Source organism: Bordetella genomosp. 12 (genome assembly GCF_002261355.1).
Classification (GTDB): domain Bacteria; phylum Pseudomonadota; class Gammaproteobacteria; order Burkholderiales; family Burkholderiaceae_B; genus Bordetella.
In genome coordinates this window covers 765,113-783,368 of record NZ_NEVU01000001.1, presented here as the reverse complement: position 1 = coordinate 783,368, position 18,256 = coordinate 765,113, and the positions used below count along the sequence as shown (strand labels likewise).

The following is an 18,256-nucleotide window of genomic DNA, read 5'->3' as shown; positions in this document are numbered from 1 at the left end:
GCCCTGTACACACCCGCATCGTGACCAAACCCAAACTCCCCGGCCTGGCCGCAGGGCTCAAAGACAAGCTCATTCAGCAGGCGCTGGAGCGCAAGCTGCGCCAGGCCGCGCCCGCCGCGCAGGCCACGGCGGCGGCGCGTCCGGCAAGCCATCGCCAGGCCATCGCGGAAGAGTTTTATAAGTTCCACCTGCACCCCAGCTACAAGCAACTGCGCATCCTCAACGATGGCGCCGCCCGCCTGGGCCTGCAAAACCCGTTTTTCAAGTTGCATGAAGGCACTGCCAGCGACCAGACACGCATCGGCGGGCAAACCTACATCAACTACTCCAGCTACAACTACCTCGGTCTGTCCGGCGACCCGGCGGTCAATGAGGCCGCCAAACAGGCCATCGACCGCTATGGCACCTCGGTATCCGCCAGCCGCCTGGTCTCGGGCGAGCGCCCCATCCATCGCGAACTCGAACTGGCCATCGCCAGGTTGTACGGTGTGGACGACGCCGTCACCTTCGTCAGCGGCCACGCCACCAATGTCTCGACCATCGGGCACCTGTTCGGGCCGCGCGACCTCATCCTGCATGACGAGCTGATCCACAACAGCATCCTGCAAGGCATCCAGCTATCAGGCGCCCGCCGCCTGCCCTTCCCGCACAACGACTGGAGCACGCTGGACAACCTGCTCGATGAACAGCGCCATCAGTTCGAGCGCGTCCTCATCGTGCTCGAGGGTATCTACAGCATGGATGGGGACTACCCCGACCTGCCGCGCTTTATCGAGTTAAAGCGGCGTCACCGCTGCTTTCTCATGGTGGACGAAGCCCACTCGCTGGGAGTCATGGGCCCGCAAGGCCAAGGCATACGCGAACACTTCAATCTGGATGGCGGCGACGTCGACATCTGGATGGGCACGCTGAGCAAGACCCTCGCCGCCTGCGGCGGCTACATCGCCGGCGAAAGCGCCCTGGTCGAGCATCTGAAATTCCTGGCGCCCGGCTTTCTGTACAGCGTCGGCATGCCCCCGCCCGTAGCGGCCGCGGCCCTGGCCGCGCTCAAGCGCATGCATGAAGTGCCGGCGCGCGTGCACGCCTTGCAGAACCGGGGCAAGCAGTTCCTGGTGCAGGCGCGCGCGGCCGGCATCGACACCGGCACCAGCGAAGGCCTGGCCGTGGTCCCCGCCATCGTCGGCAGCTCGCTCAAGGCCACGCGCCTGTCGGCGCAGTTGTTTGACCAGGGCATCAACGTCCAGCCCATTCTTTATCCGGCCGTGCCCGAGAAAGCCGCGCGCCTGCGCTTTTTCATATCGTGCACCCACACCGAAGACCAGATTCAGCAGACGATTCGCAAGCTCAAATCCCTGCTCTGAACCGAGAACCAAGATGACGCTCAGCATTCACATCACGGACACCATCCGTTGCGCCAACGACTCGCCCTTCGTGCTTTTCGGCGGCATCAATGTCCTGGAATCCGAAGACCTGGCCCTCAAGGCCTGCGCCGAATACGTCCGCGTGACCCGGCAACTGGACATCCCCTACGTATTCAAGGCCAGTTTCGACAAGGCCAACCGCTCTTCGATCCACTCCTACCGCGGGCCGGGCCTGGAGGCGGGCCTGCGCATCTTCGAGAAGGTCAAGGCGGAGTTCGGCGTGCCCGTCATCACCGACGTCCACGAACCCTGGCAGGCCCCGCTGGTGGCCGAAGTCGTCGACGTGCTGCAACTGCCGGCCTTTCTGGCGCGGCAGACCGACCTCGTCGTGGCCCTGGCCAAGACGGGCAAGGTCATCAACATCAAGAAACCGCAATTCCTCAGCCCCTCGCAGATCGTGCATATCGCCGAGAAATTCCGCGAGGCCGGCAACGACAAGCTCATCCTCTGCGACCGCGGCACCTGCTTTGGCTATGACAACCTGGTCGTCGACATGCTGGGCTTTGACGTCATGAAACAGACCACCGGCGGCCTGCCCGTGATCTTCGACGTCACCCATGCGCTGCAGCAGCGCGACCCGGGCGGCGCCGCCTCGGGCGGGCGCCGCCAGCAAAGCGCCCAACTCGCGCGCTCAGCCATGGCGCTGGGCCTGGCCGGCCTCTTCCTGGAAGCCCACCCCGATCCCGCCCGCGCGCTGTGCGACGGCCCCAGCGCGCTGCCGCTCGCCCAGTTGGAGCCCTACCTGGCACAACTCAAGGCGGTCGACGAACTGGTGAAGTCGTTTCCGCCGCTGATCATCGATTGATCCGAGAGGCTCTGGATTTGTTAGGCACCTTCTCGCGCAAACTCTCTGAACTGCCCGGATTGCCGGCACTCGTCGGCGAACCGGTGGCGTATCTGCGCCGTGCGCGAGATCTGGAAGGCAAACAGATCCACGCGCTCGTCGGCTGGGGACTACGTCCCACGACCCGTAAGCCCCGCCAGCTCGCGCAACGCTACGGACGGCCTTTCCTGTCCCTGGAAGACGGTTTTCTCCGAGCCTTCGGCACCGGCGCGACGCACCCTTCGCTGTCGCTGGTCGTAGACCGCGAAGGAATTTACTACGACGGAACGCGGCCATCCAGCCTCGAATCCCTGCTTGCCTCGCCCGCCAATCTTTTGATCGGACCTGGCGCCTCCTACCGTCAGGCACGCGAGCTGATCGTCGCTCACGGCTTGAGCAAGTACAACGCGGCGCCGGACACTCTGCCGCCGGCCGTCCACTGCGCCGGCAAGCGCGTACTGATCATCGACCAAACGCTCGGCGATGCCAGCGTTCAGTATGGGCTGGCCGAGCCCGCCACGTTCCGCATGATGTTGGACTGTGCTCGCCGCGAACATCCCGACGCCACCCTGTTCATCAAGACGCATCCGGAAGTCAGCCGAGGCGACAAGCACGGCTACCTGAGCAGCATTCACGGTAACGAACGCTGCGTCCTGCTGCGCGAAGCCATCAATCCCATACGGCTTCTGGAGTGCATGGACCATGTCTACACCGTGACCTCGCAAATGGGCTTTGAGGCCCTGCTGCTGGGTAAGCCCGTGACGTGCATGGGACTGCCCTGGTATGCGGGCTGGGGCGTGACGGACGACAGGATCACCTGCGATCGCCGCCAGCGCCCGCGCAGCATCGACGAACTCTTCGCCGCCGCCTATCTGCACTACACCCGCTATCTCGACCCCGACACGCTCGAGCGCGGCACGATTTTCGATGTCATCCAATGGTTGCTGCGGCAGAAAACCCGCCATGCCGCCGAGCGCGGCAGAAACATCGCCATTGGATACCGGCGCTGGAAAGCCAGCAATGTGTCTCCCTTCCTCGCGCTCGACAGCCAACGCACCCAGTTTGTGAAAAACGCGGCGGCAGCCCGTCGGCGGGGCATTACCCCCGATGACAGACTGATTGTCTGGGGCGCGAACCCGCCCCAGGCCGTACGCGAACTGGCGCAGGCCAGCGGGGCGCGCCTGTGCCGGATGGAAGATGGCTTTATCCGCTCTGTCGGCCTGGGTTCGGATTTCATCCCCCCCGTGGCGCTCGTCATGGACGACCAAGGCCTCTATTTCGACGCGCGCCAGCCCAGCGCGCTCGAAATCATGCTGAACACCCGGCCCTTTTCCGCTGAAGATCTGACGCGCGCTCGCGCTGCGCGTGAGCTCATCGTCGGCCATCAACTCACGAAATACAACATCGAACCAACCGAAGCCACGGGTTGGCAGCCGGGGAGCAAGCGCGTCGTGCTGGTGCCTGGCCAGGTGGAGGATGACGCCTCCATCACCTACGGCTGCGCCGACGTTCGCAGCAATCTGGCCTTGCTCAAAGCCGCCCGGCAAGCCTGCCCGGACGCCTTCATCGTTTATAAGCCGCACCCCGATGTCGCGGTGCGCAACCGCAAGGGACGGCTGCACCGCGCAGAAACCCTGCGCTACGCCGACCTGATCGAAACCCGCGTTTCCATCGTCAACTGCATCAGCGCCAGCGACGAAATCCACACGATGACCTCGCTGAGCGGATTCGAGGGCTTGCTACGCGGAAAACACGTCGTGACCTACGGCACCCCTTTCTACGCCGGCTGGGGTCTGACTCAAGACACCACCCCCGTCCCGCGGCGCACCCGCCGCCTGACACTGGACGAACTCGTCGCCGGCGCCCTGCTCCACTACCCCACCTATTGGGACTGGACGCTCAAAGGCTACACCACCTGTGAAGCCGCCCTGAACCACATCATCCGCCAGCGAGACCACTTAACCCGCACCCACAGACTGAACACCGTGCGCAAGACCTACCTCCAACGCCAGTGGCACAAAGTGAAACTCTGGGCCCAGGCAGGCTTCGTTGTCAGAAGATGAGCCGTTCTCAACGCTTCCTCTTCCTCCAGGGTGTCTGCTCACCGTTTTTTCCGCGTCTTGGATATGCACTGAGAAACCTCGGACACCACGTGCAGAAGGTGAATTTCAGCGCAGGCGATCGGCTGTACTGGAGTGGTGGCAATGCCACCTCCTACCGCGGTCCGATGGATGACCTGCCTGACTTTTACCGCCAGCATTATGAGCGGCACCAGATATCGGATCTGATTCTGTTTGGGGATTGCCGGCCGGTCCATCGCCCGGCCATCGAAATCGCCAAGTCCCGAGGGGTCCGAGTACATGTGTTCGAGGAAGGATATTTCCGACCACATTGGATTACGCTTGAGCGAGATGGCGTCAACGGTAACTCTCGACTGCCCAAAGACCCCGAGTGGTATCGAGAAGAAGCGAAAAAAATCTCCCACGACCAGAAAGGGCTCCCGTTCTCAAATCCTTTCTGGAAACGGGCGGCCTACGATGTCGGCTACAACTTTTGGGCGGGGCTCAACCCTATCCTTCACCGCGGCGTTCAAAGCCACGTACCCTATAGCCCGGTAACGGAATACCTCGGATATGCTCGTAGAGGCCTGCGCCTGCAATACACAACCCGCAGAACCCGCCGCACCGAGAACATGCTGATCGCCGAGTCTCCCGATGTGCCCTTCTTCTTACTGCCTCTACAACTAAACACCGACGCGCAAATCGTCCATCACTCGCCGTTCGGCAGTATGCTCGAAGCGATGATCGCCACGATGCGCTCCTTTGCGGCCCACGCGCCGGCCAATACCCGCCTGGCCGTCAAGATCCATCCTTTGGACCCTGGTCTGGTGCCATACGAACGCGTGATGAACGAACAAGCGGCGCTGCTAGGTATCTCCGACCGGGTGTTTTATTTGGAGAGCGGAAATCTGCCAGCCCTACTGAGCGCCACACAGGGTGTGGTTACGGTGAACAGTACCGTCGGCGCCTCCGCGCTGATTCACGGCAAAGCGACTAAAGTATTGGGCAAAGCGGTATACGATCTTCAAGGGCTGACATTTCAGGGTGAAATCGACAGTTTCTGGGCCACCCCCCCCAAACCCAGTGGCCGTCTAATGAAAGAGTTTCGCAGCGTAGTAATCGCGCACACCCAAATAAACGGAGGATTCTACTCCAACAACGGAATTATTTTGGCAATAAAGCACGCTACGAATATAATAACGCGACCAGACTAAAGCCAACCAGCAACTAAAACTACGGATTTACAAAAATGAATAATACAGAAAATCAAATTCAAAAAAAAATATTTGGCTTATTCGGGTCTGGAGGCTTTGCAAGGGAAATAATGCCTTTGCTAAAAAAACACATCGAACACTGCCAAAATGAAGATCCAAACAGCGCATACGAGGCGTATTTCGTTGAGCTAACACCCACAACCACCGAAATAAACTCCTACCCAACAATAAGCGAAGATGCTTTTTTTAAAATAAACTGCTCCGAACGAAGCTTCAGCATCTGCATCGCAGACTCAAAACTACGCGAAAAAGTGGCAAACAAATGCATAGCATCCGGAGCGACGCCAATCAATCTCGTATCGCATCAATCAGTTATTTATGACTGCAATGAAATTGCTGGCGGAGCCATAATTTGCGCCTTCACAACAATAACTTCAAATACAAAAATAGGAAAACACTTTCACGCCAACATTTACTCATATGTAGCGCATGACAGCATAATCGGCGACTACGTAACATTCGCCCCCAATGTGCACTGCAACGGAAATGTCCACATTCATGATCATGCCTATATCGGAACAGGCGCCATCATCAAACAAGGGACACCTGAAAAACCGCTAACAATAGGGCAAGGAGCGATAGTTGGAATGGGAGCGGTAGTAACAAAAGATGTCCCACCCTTCACTACAGTTGTAGGCAATCCGGCACGGCCGCTCAGCAAATCCAGCTAACCATTAATTTGAGAGCCGCCGCAAAACACTCATCCTAAAGAGCGAGGCCGAATGACCTCTCCCTTTCGAACGAGCTCCTCCGCGAAGTGCCAGTCACTCCATGTATCAATATCAACTGACTCGCTGGCACTCGACATCTTTGCAGGTACGAAGTCTTCGGACAAGAATCTTCTATCAGCTCTCAAACGTGAAGGACTAATTACGTAAACGGCTCCGTTGAGCATCCAAACTGGCTCAAGGTCTTGGCTTCGCCCTGATAACTTATCCCAACCCAATACAGGATCTACACGCTCACCGAAAACTCTAAACATCCACGCTGGGTGGACGGGAGCGGGCGTCAGAGTAACAACGGGTTTCAATCCGCCGTGAGCAAAGAACGTTTCCACTGCATGGTCAATTGACTCTGAAGATCGAAAAGGAGATGTCGGTTGAAGCAGCACCAATGCGTCGACGGCGCCATATTGTTCTTCAAATCGTTCGAGCTCAAACAAAGCAACATCTACGCTTCCAGCCGTATCCCCCGATAACGCGGAAGGACGTAGGCCAAGAACCGCCCCGCCCCACTGCTTGGCGACATCAGCAATCTCAAGATCGTCGGTCGAAACGACAACGTCTGTGCAACGAGCGCTTGATTGCGCCGCTAGCAAGGTCCAAGCAATCAATGGCAATCCAGCCAACGGCAACACATTCTTCCGTGGCACACGCTTCGACCCACCTCGAGCAGGAACCAAAGCTAGGATACGCTCGCTCATTTCCAAAGATTCCCGAACTCGGTCTGAGCACGTTTAAAATCTTCCATGCGACCAATATCGAGCCAATATTCGTGAACGGGAAACGACGCAACTTTCCCGCCAAACCCTATTGACTGTTCGAGCAATGTCGGCATATCAACGCGTGTACCGGGTTTAACACTGCGTATCAAATCAGGCGACAGCGCGTAGACACCGGCGTTCACGAAAAATTTCTGAGTAGGTTTTTCTACCATAGAGCGGACGAGGTGCCCTTCGCTCTCGATCACTCCGTAAGGTATCTGATGCTCATATTCACGCACGCACATCGTAGCTTGGCATCCGTGCTCCTCATGAAAGTCCAGTAACCCTCTAAAATTCAGATTAGACAATAGGTCACCATTCATCATAACGAGGGGATCTTTAATCTCATCATGAGGCAATAGACCCAATGCCCCCCCTGTGCCCAAAGGTTCTTCCTCGTGAACATAACTAATATTCACGTCCCATTTTGAACCGTCGCCAAAATAATCCCGAATCATCTCGGGAAGATAATGGGTAGAAATATAATACCTTTGAAATCCTGCAGCAATAAAACTATCGAGAATAATCTCGAGAATAGGTTTATCGCCAACTTTCAAAAGCGGTTTTGGGCACTTTGTTGTCAGCGGATGTAGGCGCTTCCCGAAGCCCCCTGCCATCAGGAAGACAGGATTCTGACGATACTCTTTCTTGAGTAGATCATGGAGCGTTGTGAGACCAACTAGACGTCCTTCTGCGTCCACCAGCGGTACATGAGAGAGGCGATGTTGCTCCATCACATGGCGCACCCGCTCTGTGCTCCAATCCGCCATTGCAACATGCGGTGAAGAACCCATCACTTCGAAGACGGGCGCGTCTAGAGACGCGCGCCGCAGCAAAGCTCTCCGTACGTCCCCGTCGGTCAACGTTCCGACGAGGCGCCCATTAGAATCCGTGATCAAACCGATCTGCAGACCTGATTTATCAATAATCGAAATGGCTTGACCCAACGTAGCCGCTTGGTCGACGACACACTGCTGCCAGTTACTCATATATCACCTCGGATCAAAATTCACATCGTAGAATTTCTTAGCGACTAAGTTTTCCAAGCAGACACTATCAAGAACCGCCGCGACGCGCTTACTTGCCCCCCCGTCCCCGTAAGGATTGACAGTATCAGACGCTATTGCTTTGAACTCATCGCTGAACAAATAACGTAAGCCTTCTAAAATTGACTCACGCGTCGGTTCGCAGTTAATCACACTACTGGATGCAAGCCGTCCCTTCTGACGATCGCCGATATTCAACGTACCGATCTTGAATGTCGGAGCCTCCGCAATTCCGCTCGACGAGTTGCCGACTACGCCATCGACGAACTGCAAGCAGGACAGATATCGCAGTTGTCCTAGAGAAGAAAAGACAATCGCTCTATTTGGATTTCGAGCAACAAATGCACTTACCTGTGATGCCAAGGCTCGGCCGCCGGTGTCCGCATTTGGCATCGTAAAAATTAGTCCAGTGTCAGAAAGACTTTCCAAAGCGGCGAGCATTTCTGCCATCTGCCCTTCCGAACTCGCTTGCGCTAACGTGACTGGGTGAAATGTCACGAGCAAGTTTCTCTGATGAAACTTAAATCCCAAGGCCACCTCGAGATCTGCTTTGGAGAGCAGGGATACACGCCTAATGGCATCTATACCGAGCCCCCCAACCATATGGACACGGTCCGGTGCTTCGCCCAACTGAATAACGCGCCGTCGATACTCCTCTGTGCCGGTAAAATGCAAATGCGACATCTTCGTTACGGCATGACGAATCGCCTCGTCAAAAGCCCCTTCCGTCGTCTCTCCGCCGTGTAAATGAGCAACCGGAATTTTTGCGATTAGCGCAGCAGAGGCAACGGAAAGCATCTCATATCGATCTCCCAATATAACGATAATATCTGGGTTTAAGCGTTCGAGTGCATCCGCCACGCCCATGAGACCAAGCCCCATGGACTTACTTATTGCAGTATGGCTGTCGGCGCTGAGAAGCATCTCAACTTTCGCGTCAATACTAAAACCGTCGGCCTCGATCTCCCGGTATGTGCTCCCAAACTCCGGCGACAAGTGGGCACCCGTCACCAGTATCTGAAGCTGCATACTGCTACTAGCCGCAATGTCGCGCATCAACCACTTCACCAAACCATACTCAGCGCGAGTGGCGGTAACGACGCAAACTTTGCGTTTCATAGTTCAATCAACTCATCAGCTCTAAAACTGCGTTTCGCAATCGTGCCTATAACTTCATCCCAACGCATGGGAGAAATACCATTACCGGGTCGCTTTGTTGCTAAACAATCCGCTGTAAATATCTCTCCGGATTGAATATCCCGAGACGCAACAATTGAACGCCTCGCAACTATCCGATTCTTAAGCTCGACGTCGGTGGGCCGTTTTAGTCCATCTCCGCGTGCGAGCTCAATGTTGCGAATAGATCGAACCATTGCCGACAACTCCACCGGCTCTAAACTTGCCTTGTGATCTGGTCCAGGTAGGTCCTTCGACAAAGTAAAATGCTTCTCAATAACCACTGCTCCCAATGCGACAGCAGCTATAGCGACCTCTATGCCTTCCGTATGGTCTGAATAACCAACTGGCGTTCCAAATGCATGCTTAAGTGTCCGCATCGCACGCAAATTAACGTCTGCCATTGGCGCTGGATACTCTGTCGTGCAATGAAGAATCGTAACCCTGGACCTGGGTGTGCCCGCCTCTTCTATAACTCGAAGTGCTGCCTCTATATCACCAAGATCTGCCATTCCTGTTGACAAAATCAAGGGCAGGCCAAGTTTTGCCATATACTTTAGAAACGGTTTATTAGTTAACTCTCCGGATGGCACCTTCACCATCTCGACCCCTAAGCTGACTAGCATATCGAAGCTACGAGGGTCGAAGGCCGTCGAAAAGAACTTGATTCCGTGTGCGTCGCATTCTTTAACAAGAGAAACATGATCTTCTTTCGAAAGCTCTAGCTTTCTAACCATGTCATATTGGGACTCATCACCACCCGTTGCTCGAACTTGGTACTGCGCTTTAGGAGCTGCAGGTGAAATTACATCCTCTGTAATGAAGCTCTGAAACTTAACATAATCAGCGCCGGCCCGAGCGGCCTCACGAACTAGTTGTTTCGCGAGTTCGATATCACCGTTATGGTTGACACCTGCCTCAGCAATAATAACGACACTCATCTAAACCCCTATTTGCAGAACCCTCAAGAACTACGATACAAGCACGCATCGCAGACCGTAGATCAAGGACCCGGCACCAATTGGTTAAAACTCAGCTTACTTACATTCAGACCGAATAAACCAATTAAATTAAATTTTAGAAAAAACTGCTTGGAAGATTGACAACTCGTTGTTCCAACCAACGAGAGTTTGATAGATCGCCCTTCTCACTATTCTTGTACATCGGAAGATCAGACATTAACGCCCAGATAGGACGCGTCATCACGCCTGCTTGATTAGTCTTCTGCAACAAATCTTCTCTCGCCAAAGCGCTATCACAAATAACCGCGTTTAGCCAATAATTAGACCGACAATCTGCAGGCTCTTTAACGAATGCATAGCTTCCCGAATTCTTGAACAAAGCCTCATATCCTGCAGCAAGCTCACGCTTCCTTGCGACGAAGCTTTCCAACTGCTCTAGTTGAGCGCAGCCAAGAGCTGCATTGATATTTGGCAAGCGGTAATTGAAACCAAGCTCATCGTGAACGTAATTATATGGATGGGCGATTTTAGCGGTCGTAGTAAGATGCTTCGCTCTAGCCCCCAAAACTTCGCTAGTGAGCAACATCCCACCGCCACCAGTAGTAATTATCTTATTTCCGTTAAAACTCAAAACGCCAATCGTTCCAAAGGTGCCGGTGTGCTTATGTTTGTATCGGCTACCTAACGACTCCGCCGCATCTTCGATCATTGCCAAGCCCCAAGTGGCGCAAACCTCTAGCAGACCGTCAATATCCGCGGGATGCCCGAAAGTGTGCATGGGGACGCAGGCTCTAATAGCTTCACCACTCCCTCGCCGCCGGCATATGCCTGAGTCTCCGTCCATAACCGCATGCTCCTGCAACCAAGCATTCAATGCGGACGGCGACATCCCGAGGGTTTCGCGATCGACATCAACAAAAACCGGATTCGCTCCACAATATGCAATAGCATTACATGTGGCAACGAAAGTAAGCGCTTGGGTTATAACCAGGTCACCGCGCTCAACTCCGGCCAATAGCAAAGCCATATGAAGAGCAGCTGTACCATTCACCGTAGCTACAGCTCTCGCTGCGCCCGTATAAGTGGCAGTATCCCGCTCGAATCGATCTACATAAGCACCAACGCTAGATACGAAGGTCGAGTCGATTGTATCTAGCACATAGCCCTTCTCATTTCCTCCGAATACGGGCGCGTGCAAAGGGATGAAGTCATTCGTCTTGTACGTATCTCGCACGAAATCAATGATCGAATCTATCATGGCATTAAACGTTATAGATATCGGATTTATACTTGGCCAGGTTCTCTGGTTTAACAAACCAATCCACGGTTTCTTTCAGGCCCTCATTAATAGAGTAAGCAGGCTGAAATCCCGTCAAAGAATTGATTAGCGAGTTATCGCACCAAAGCCGGAACACCTCAGATTTCTCAGGGCGTAACCTGGCGTCGTCCGTAATAAACTCTACGTCGCTATTCATAATATCTCGAATTAGCAACAATGTATCACCAACAGATATCTCGTAGTTGGAGCCTATATTCACGGTCTGGCCAATTGCAGCATCGCACTTGGCTAGCTGAAGAAACCCACGGCAAGTGTCCGCTACATAATTGAAGTCCCTGGTTGGCGAGACGTCCCCAAGCTTAATCTGTTTCTTACCACTAGCAATCTGGCTAATAATTGTCGGGATAACAGCTCTCGCAGACTGCCTAGGCCCATACGTGTTAAACGGCCTTGCGATTGTCAAAGGCAAATTGAAAGCGTTATAAAAACTCATCGCCATTGCATCTGCCCCAATCTTTGATGCACTGTAAGGCGATTGAGGCTGCAGCGGATGCTTCTCATCAATTGGTACATATCTTGCCGTACCATATACTTCACTAGTCGAAGTATGAATAACTCTTATTCCACCCAATTCTTTGGCGGCTTGGCAGATATTTAGCGTGCCTTTCACATTGGTATCTACGTAACTATCAGGAGCTACGTATGAGTACGGGATCGCGATCAATGCGGCCAAATGAAAAACCGTATCGACATCCCGCATGATGTGCTTACAATAATGGGGATCGCGGACATCGCCCGTCAAAACCTCCACTTGTTGCAAATCTTCAATATCCTCAAGCCAGCCCCAGTTATTGAATGAATTGTACTGAGACAGCGCTTTTACTTTATATCCCTCTCTTACGAGCATTTCTGTGAGATGAGATCCAATAAAACCATCAGCGCCAGTTACAAGAACGTTTTTCATTTTCTACCTTTTAAAATTATAGGCCTGCTTTTGGCAACCGTGATGCGATAAAGTTTTCCACAGACTTAGCATCGTAAGGTCTCTTTAGTTGTGGATTTAAATCTAAATATGCATTCCGGGACTCTAGCAATGTGCGCGCGAGATCCCCGCCCCGTATCAGTTCCACAATCGCTAGCTCTAAGGTCTCCGGATTGTGCGCCTTGACTGCAAGACCTAATCTGGAGAAATCTATAGACGGATCAAGATCTCTAAATGCGGAAACCACAACATCCTTACCGTAAAGTGCACCCTCAAAAAGTACACTACTGAAAAGTCCAACGATCAACTGAGAGCGGGCGACAGCATCATAGGTATCGCTATCCCTCCCAAGGACCCGAACGAAGCTACTATCCCCGAAAATCGACCGTACTTTATTTAGAACAGGAAACTCTTGATGCGGATGTGGCTTTACTATGAGAGTAAATCCGTATCGACTACAAATATCCTTTAATGCCTGCGCTGTCGCCAGCATTTCAAAAGACGTAGAGTGCTGCATTGCAAAGAGAATGCTTCCTCTTGGAGGAGTTGAACCGAAGCGTTGCACGGCCTCATCCATAGTACGCAGGCGTTCTGATATGTTCACCGAGCCAATCGGTAGCAACTTAGTCGGATCTGCTCCCAAATCCACAAAAGTAGTTACTTGTGATGTATCAATAACCCCCATGCAGTCCACGGCAGGCGCTTTATATCGTGACGATTTCGAAATAATCTGAGGTTGTATGCCGATACTCGGGACCTTCTTCTTGCGGGCGACAGCCGCAAGTATTCTAGAAATATGGCTACGGTCCATTGAGGTGGCGTAAAGAACCGCGCGATCCATTGCGTGCCCCGCCTCAGCAGCAAAGATAGTCTGCGCGAACAAAGACTCACAATATTTTAGAATTCTTCCCCGGAATATATCTATAAAGCCCTCTGGCAATCTTTGACGAACTAACTCCTGGAATCGATCAAAGAATGGGCCGGAGAAAAAACTAGAATAATCTAATATTTCTGGTGGGTACTTTGATTTAAAACTAAGAATATTCCCGTTATAGACGGCGCACCGCTTACTAAGATCTTCCAGCAAAGAAATGGTCTTTACCTCCTCTTGCCCAACCACCGGAAGAAGCGAGGAACTATAGTAAAGCATTGGCAAGGAAGAACGCTTATCGACCGTATCTACTATTTTTAATGACGCAGGTGAATAAGCATAGTTCATACCACTTACGTTTCCACATATAGCAACGTGTGGACCGTATGTAGAATAGTCGTCATAACTGGCCTTCTGGAGGCTCCACCAGAACCTTGAAAAAGTAGTCCTTAGCTCTGATATATCTTGCGGTTTTGCGACAGGAGCCAATGGCAACGTTGCATTGTCTACTAATATTTGCTTAGTCCCACCAATGGTAGAAACCAAGAATATCTTCCCTAACATAGACTTCGCCTGTCCATGGAAAATATACGATTTTATTAAATCTAGGTTTGATTCAGAATCGTCAAATATCATTGCGACGCTGTCGTACTCCTCCAAAGACTGCTTAACCCCGTAGAATCGCAAGGCTTCATAATATATGTAGTCCTCTAGCCCAAAGGACAATGCCTCTACAATCTCCGCAGAAAGATGCTCTCCGGCTACCTCAGTCAACGCTAAGCGCAAACTGTCTGAAAATGTACTTGCCAGTTTTACCGCATTGCGTTCTGACTCTGACATAGCGACACTATATTTCTTGTGAATTGAAGTCACAGAAACAGTATCCGCAGCATCAGTGCTGACCGTCAACGACTCATCGTTGGCCAAGGTATCTCGAGCAGCGATTATCGAAACGCGCTTACCAGATTGGACTAAACCTTGCGCCACCAGCCAACTACTCCGCGAATCAGTGACTAACGCTATGTGTTGTGCCGTAGAGTTATATAGCAATCTAGCATCCACGGGATGCCTTGTAACAAGATTGTATGGGGCCAATCTCCGCAAAGCTTTTTGAGGCGTAACGACCTCTATTGACTCTAACTGCTCTTTGAATTCCTCGATCACTCTCGGCAACGTCATTTTTCTATACGTTATCGGATCTCTATATCTGGGATAAAGGATATACGCCGCTGCGAATACCTCCTCCACGGTCAAGGTGCGATCACGCCTGGCAACTAACTGCCGGTCATCGGTAAATCCCCAACCGGAATAGAATGGAGCACCTAAAGTCGTAACCGGCACTCCGTGGATAGCTGCCTCGAATCCTGCTAGGGAGGTCATCGTATAGACCCGATCAACTCCTTGCAGTGCGTCAATCAGGGAGAGTGGCACTCTCAAAATTTCTACAAGGTGTGCAAGGGCACTGGTATTAGACATTTCTTGCCTGAGGCCAGCCTGCACATCGGGATGCGGCTTATATATAATCTGTGCCTCGGGATTTTCCTCTGCAGCCAACTTAATCAGCTCTGCATTACTCATGATGCGAGCGCATCCATGAAGCAACGACTGGTCATCTTCGACCTGCCCAATGACTAGTATTCGAGTACGTATCTTTGGGCCATAGAGAACAGAGGCGAGATCTGTTCTAGCTTCATTATATTTTGACAACCGCAACTGCCTGATCGACTCGAGGCATTTTCGAGCCGTGTTCATTACGTGCGGATGGTATTGGAAATTATAGCGGAGCAAAATAGACTCGAGATCAGACGGTTTTCCCGAGTCATAATAAAGTCCGCTTTTGTCATAACATAGGGAGTATGGCAACACGTGCGATGCACCAAGCCCTATCGAGCGCATAAATCCATCTTCAACGTGGTGAATGGGAATCTCGAATTCTGTGGCGAACTCTTCAATTCGCTCGGGAATAGTCCTACCCCATATCACAAACAACGGCCGGCGTGACATTCGAATCCACCGTTCCTTTGCATATACGTCGTCTTTAAATGCAAGAAATTTTAGGTTGTAACCAGAGAAATATCTGCGCAATAGTGGCCGCTTCCACTTTGCAACGTTGAACACCCAAGCCGTCCTACGCCAAATACACAAAGGACTCAATACCGTGCGTAAGGCATCCGATCCAAGATTTATGGATCGACGCGCAAATGATGCACGATTGACAACGCTAGACGAACCCGACATTATATTTTTTCTCTGATATTCAGACATTACTTTGGCATCTACTCAGCTATAAGTTCTTACCTTGGCCTATACAAATTTCCGTTATTAAAGATTCTTATAATAGGCAATGCCCTCATCCACATCATCGAACCGTCTTAGCTCCCCCTTCTCCAACACCAGAACAACATCGCACATTGTTTTTACCTGCGTCATTCCGTGAGTGACGAGAATAATATTTGCTTTTCCAATTTTTTTCTTAAACTCGTCCGTCGCCCGACTTTTAAATTTCTGGTCCCCGACAGACATAGCCTCATCGACCAAATAGTAATCAAAGTCGAAAGCCAGGCTCAGTCCGAAAGCGACTCTTCCACGCATGCCGGATGAGTATGTTTTTACTGGTTGATCGAAATACTCGCCGATCTCCGCGAAATCCTCGACATACTTTATGATTGATTTCATGCGCTCACGGTCTGCTCCGTACACCCGAGCAACGAACTTGACGTTCTCCCTTCCGGTCAACGAGCCTTGAAAGCCTCCACTCAACCCAACCGGCCACGAGATGCTATCTGGAGTAATGACGCGCCCACTGTCCGGGGAGTCCAACCCAGCCAGGAGGCGCATCATTGTCGATTTTCCAGCCCCATTTCTGCCGATGATGGCAACGTTTTTCCCGTCAGGAATAGAAAAATTCAAGTTCCTAAATACGTACTTGCGCCCCTTTGTCGTTCTATATGACTTAGTAACATCCCGAAGTTCAATCATATGGCCACCAGATTCGTTCGTCTTGCGCGATATAGCGCCATGCCTATGAACAGAACCACTAAAGTGCAGAAGAACGGGTAGTATAAATTGATACCTGCGGCAGCATGGTAGTGCAAAAACATGCTTTGCCGCATTTCATCAATTATGTGCAGCAGCGGATTCCACAGCAGAAACTTCAACATTTCCGAAGGTATCAACCACACAGGGATAATCACTCCGGAAATAAAATACAGCGGCATGAACAGGAGCCGTATGAAGATCTTTAGCTCTGGCATCGCGTCCACTACGACACAGAGAATTAACGCCATACCGAACGAGAAGCCGACGCCGATTGCCAACACAGCCAACCATCGGAGAGGATCAGCAAGCGAAACATCAAATCCTCCCCAAAAACCCAAACCGCCCATAACCACAATATAGACGCAACCCATTAGGGTAAACTCAACAATGGTCCTGGCAACGATAGTGTCGAAAGGTTTTATTTGCTTATACGCGAAAAGTGCTTTGTTTGCATTTACAGCTTCCATCCCCTTCAACATGATGTTCTTAAACATAAGGAATGGAACTATTCCGGAAATCAAGTAGACAGGAAAGTCCAAGCCTGGAACTTGCCTTCCCCTAAGCAAGGAATACAAAGACATGACTACAAGCACGTGAGCTATGGGTTCAAAAAAGAACCAAAACATTCCGGCTCTACGCGCTCCAAACCGTCCTCGCATTTCTCGAAGCACAAGTGCAAAAATAACAGCTCGCACTATATTGAATGACGATCGCTTAATCATGCCACTCACCTAGCCTCAGAATGTGGCGTTGATGGCACGGCCGAGTACCATTACCTGGACTATCGGTGTGATAATTTTTTGCCATTCGTAGACGGCGGCGTTGGTAACGTAAATTGCATCCTCAGGCTGGACCAGAAACTGCCGTGCAAGAAAGATCGCAGCTGGCTCCTTCATGTTCAGACGAAAAACCTCTGCACGAGGTTTTGACTCTCCCGTCGTGCTATCGACTTCGTCCACCAATCGGAAGATAAATACGCCAGAAGCATCTGCGCTCGACTCGCTCAGTCCCTTCACGCTCCCCAATACCTCCAGGAGGCTAGGGTTATTAGACGGGAGATCGTGTAGCCCGGGATCGCCAACCGCGCCCATGGCGACAAATCGCTTACGATCACGTTCTAGAACCACTTCGGCACCTGGGGGAACCAGTTGATTTTTCCCGGATAAGAGATCTTGATAATTGAATTCGTAAGATTTTTCGCCAGTACGGATAACTACTCTTATCAGATGCGGCTCTAGCATCGGGCCGCCAGCTCGATTTATGGCGTCCAAAAGCGTCAGCGGACCTTGCAATGCAGAAAAGCGTCCAGGAGCTTTCACCGCGCCAGCCACTAACACAGATCCGGACAAATCTCCGGTCAGGCTGACCCTAACCTGCACATCGGTAGTGATGCCCTTCAATCGAGCCCGTATCTGCTGCTCTACTTCGGTCGGCGTCAACCTTGTGACCATCAATCGGCCAATGTATGGCAAAGAGATGTCGCCTTTACTATCAACGCGCACAGTGTCGAAAATCGTCCCTCCAGTGGCCAGAGGGGCAAAAATGCTTCCGTCCCTAGCACTATCTGCCACCATTATTCGCAGCACATCGCCCGGCACTAGACGAACCTCAGGGACCTCAGGCAAAGCTACAGCGGAGGTGAGCCCATTTTCTTTCGCACGCATATAAGGCGCGATCGTCTGAGCAGTCAAATCCACGAGCGTGTAGTTTTGGGCTTCCTCATTATTTAGCACTGCATTCCGCGAAGGCCCTGCAGAAGACAACAGGGACCCACACCCGGCCAACAGCAATGGGGCACTTAATATTGCGCCCCGAATAAGTAAACTAATGTTCATGATGT

General features: G+C 52.2%; 15 protein-coding genes. 5 read left to right on the top strand and 10 right to left on the bottom strand.

Going from position 1 to position 18,256, the window contains the following annotated elements:
* Positions 1–20: 20 nt before the first annotated feature.
* From CAL22_RS03735 to CAL22_RS03715, 5 genes are read left to right on the top strand one after another with little or no spacing between them, the layout of a single operon-like run.
* Positions 21–1,361 carry an aminotransferase class I/II-fold pyridoxal phosphate-dependent enzyme gene (locus CAL22_RS03735; RefSeq protein WP_094810464.1) on the top strand — a complete coding sequence of 447 codons (1,341 nt, stop codon included), beginning with the start codon at positions 21–23 and terminating at the stop codon, positions 1,359–1,361.
* Positions 1,362–1,374: 13 nt separating this feature from the next.
* Positions 1,375–2,226 (top strand): 3-deoxy-8-phosphooctulonate synthase, encoded by an 852-nt coding sequence (kdsA, locus tag CAL22_RS03730; protein ID WP_094810462.1) that lies wholly within the window; start codon positions 1,375–1,377, stop codon positions 2,224–2,226.
* Positions 2,227–2,243: 17 nt separating this feature from the next.
* Complete coding sequence (locus tag CAL22_RS03725; protein ID WP_094810460.1) at positions 2,244–4,307, top strand: capsular polysaccharide biosynthesis protein; 2,064 nt, start codon at positions 2,244–2,246, stop codon at positions 4,305–4,307.
* Complete coding sequence (locus tag CAL22_RS03720) at positions 4,304–5,518, top strand: capsule biosynthesis protein (RefSeq protein ID WP_094810459.1); 1,215 nt, start codon at positions 4,304–4,306, stop codon at positions 5,516–5,518. The genes CAL22_RS03725 and CAL22_RS03720 overlap by 4 nt, the downstream gene beginning before the upstream one ends.
* A 35-nt stretch (positions 5,519–5,553) precedes the next feature.
* Positions 5,554–6,249 (top strand): acetyltransferase, encoded by a 696-nt coding sequence (locus CAL22_RS03715; protein WP_094810457.1) that lies wholly within the window; start codon positions 5,554–5,556, stop codon positions 6,247–6,249.
* A gap of 29 nt (positions 6,250–6,278) precedes the next feature.
* On the opposite strand, the gene CAL22_RS03710 is transcribed toward CAL22_RS03715, so the two are convergent.
* The 10 genes from CAL22_RS03710 to CAL22_RS03665 all read right to left on the bottom strand — a co-directional run bounded on the left by CAL22_RS03710 (position 6,279) and on the right by CAL22_RS03665 (position 18,251).
* Entirely contained in the window at positions 6,279–7,001 is a 723-nt protein-coding gene (locus tag CAL22_RS03710; RefSeq protein WP_094810455.1) for a cytidylyltransferase domain-containing protein, read from the bottom strand.
* Positions 6,998–8,050: a nucleotidyltransferase family protein gene (locus CAL22_RS03705; RefSeq protein WP_094810453.1), complete on the bottom strand. Its 1,053-nt coding sequence runs from the start codon at positions 8,048–8,050 to the stop codon at positions 6,998–7,000. Before CAL22_RS03705 ends, CAL22_RS03710 begins: the two co-directional genes overlap by 4 nt.
* Before the next feature lie 3 nt (positions 8,051–8,053).
* Positions 8,054–9,226 (bottom strand): UDP-N-acetylglucosamine 2-epimerase, encoded by a 1,173-nt coding sequence (gene neuC, locus CAL22_RS03700; RefSeq protein WP_094810451.1) that lies wholly within the window; start codon positions 9,224–9,226, stop codon positions 8,054–8,056.
* The gene (gene neuB / locus CAL22_RS03695) at positions 9,223–10,224 is read right to left on the bottom strand and encodes an N-acetylneuraminate synthase (protein ID WP_094810449.1); all 1,002 of its coding nucleotides are present in this window, start codon (positions 10,222–10,224) and stop codon (positions 9,223–9,225) included. Before neuB ends, neuC begins: the two co-directional genes overlap by 4 nt.
* Before the next feature lie 136 nt (positions 10,225–10,360).
* Complete coding sequence (locus CAL22_RS03690; RefSeq protein WP_094810447.1) at positions 10,361–11,503, bottom strand: LegC family aminotransferase; 1,143 nt, start codon at positions 11,501–11,503, stop codon at positions 10,361–10,363.
* 4 nt (positions 11,504–11,507) lie between these two features.
* Positions 11,508–12,488 carry an NAD-dependent 4,6-dehydratase LegB gene (locus CAL22_RS03685; RefSeq protein WP_094810444.1) on the bottom strand — a complete coding sequence of 327 codons (981 nt, stop codon included), beginning with the start codon at positions 12,486–12,488 and terminating at the stop codon, positions 11,508–11,510.
* A 16-nt stretch (positions 12,489–12,504) separates the two neighbouring features.
* A complete protein-coding gene (locus tag CAL22_RS03680) occupies positions 12,505–15,381 on the bottom strand; it encodes a hypothetical protein (protein ID WP_244193796.1) in 2,877 nt (958 codons plus the stop codon).
* Between the two features lie 318 nt (positions 15,382–15,699).
* On the bottom strand, positions 15,700–16,356 hold the full coding sequence (locus CAL22_RS03675) for an ABC transporter ATP-binding protein (RefSeq protein ID WP_094810440.1): 657 nt from the start codon (positions 16,354–16,356) through the stop codon (positions 15,700–15,702).
* Positions 16,353–17,138: an ABC transporter permease gene (locus CAL22_RS03670; RefSeq protein ID WP_094810439.1), complete on the bottom strand. Its 786-nt coding sequence runs from the start codon at positions 17,136–17,138 to the stop codon at positions 16,353–16,355. The genes CAL22_RS03675 and CAL22_RS03670 overlap by 4 nt, the downstream gene beginning before the upstream one ends.
* Before the next feature lie 15 nt (positions 17,139–17,153).
* Positions 17,154–18,251 (bottom strand): polysaccharide biosynthesis/export family protein, encoded by a 1,098-nt coding sequence (locus CAL22_RS03665; protein WP_094810437.1) that lies wholly within the window; start codon positions 18,249–18,251, stop codon positions 17,154–17,156.
* Between the last annotated feature and the right edge of the window lie 5 nt (positions 18,252–18,256).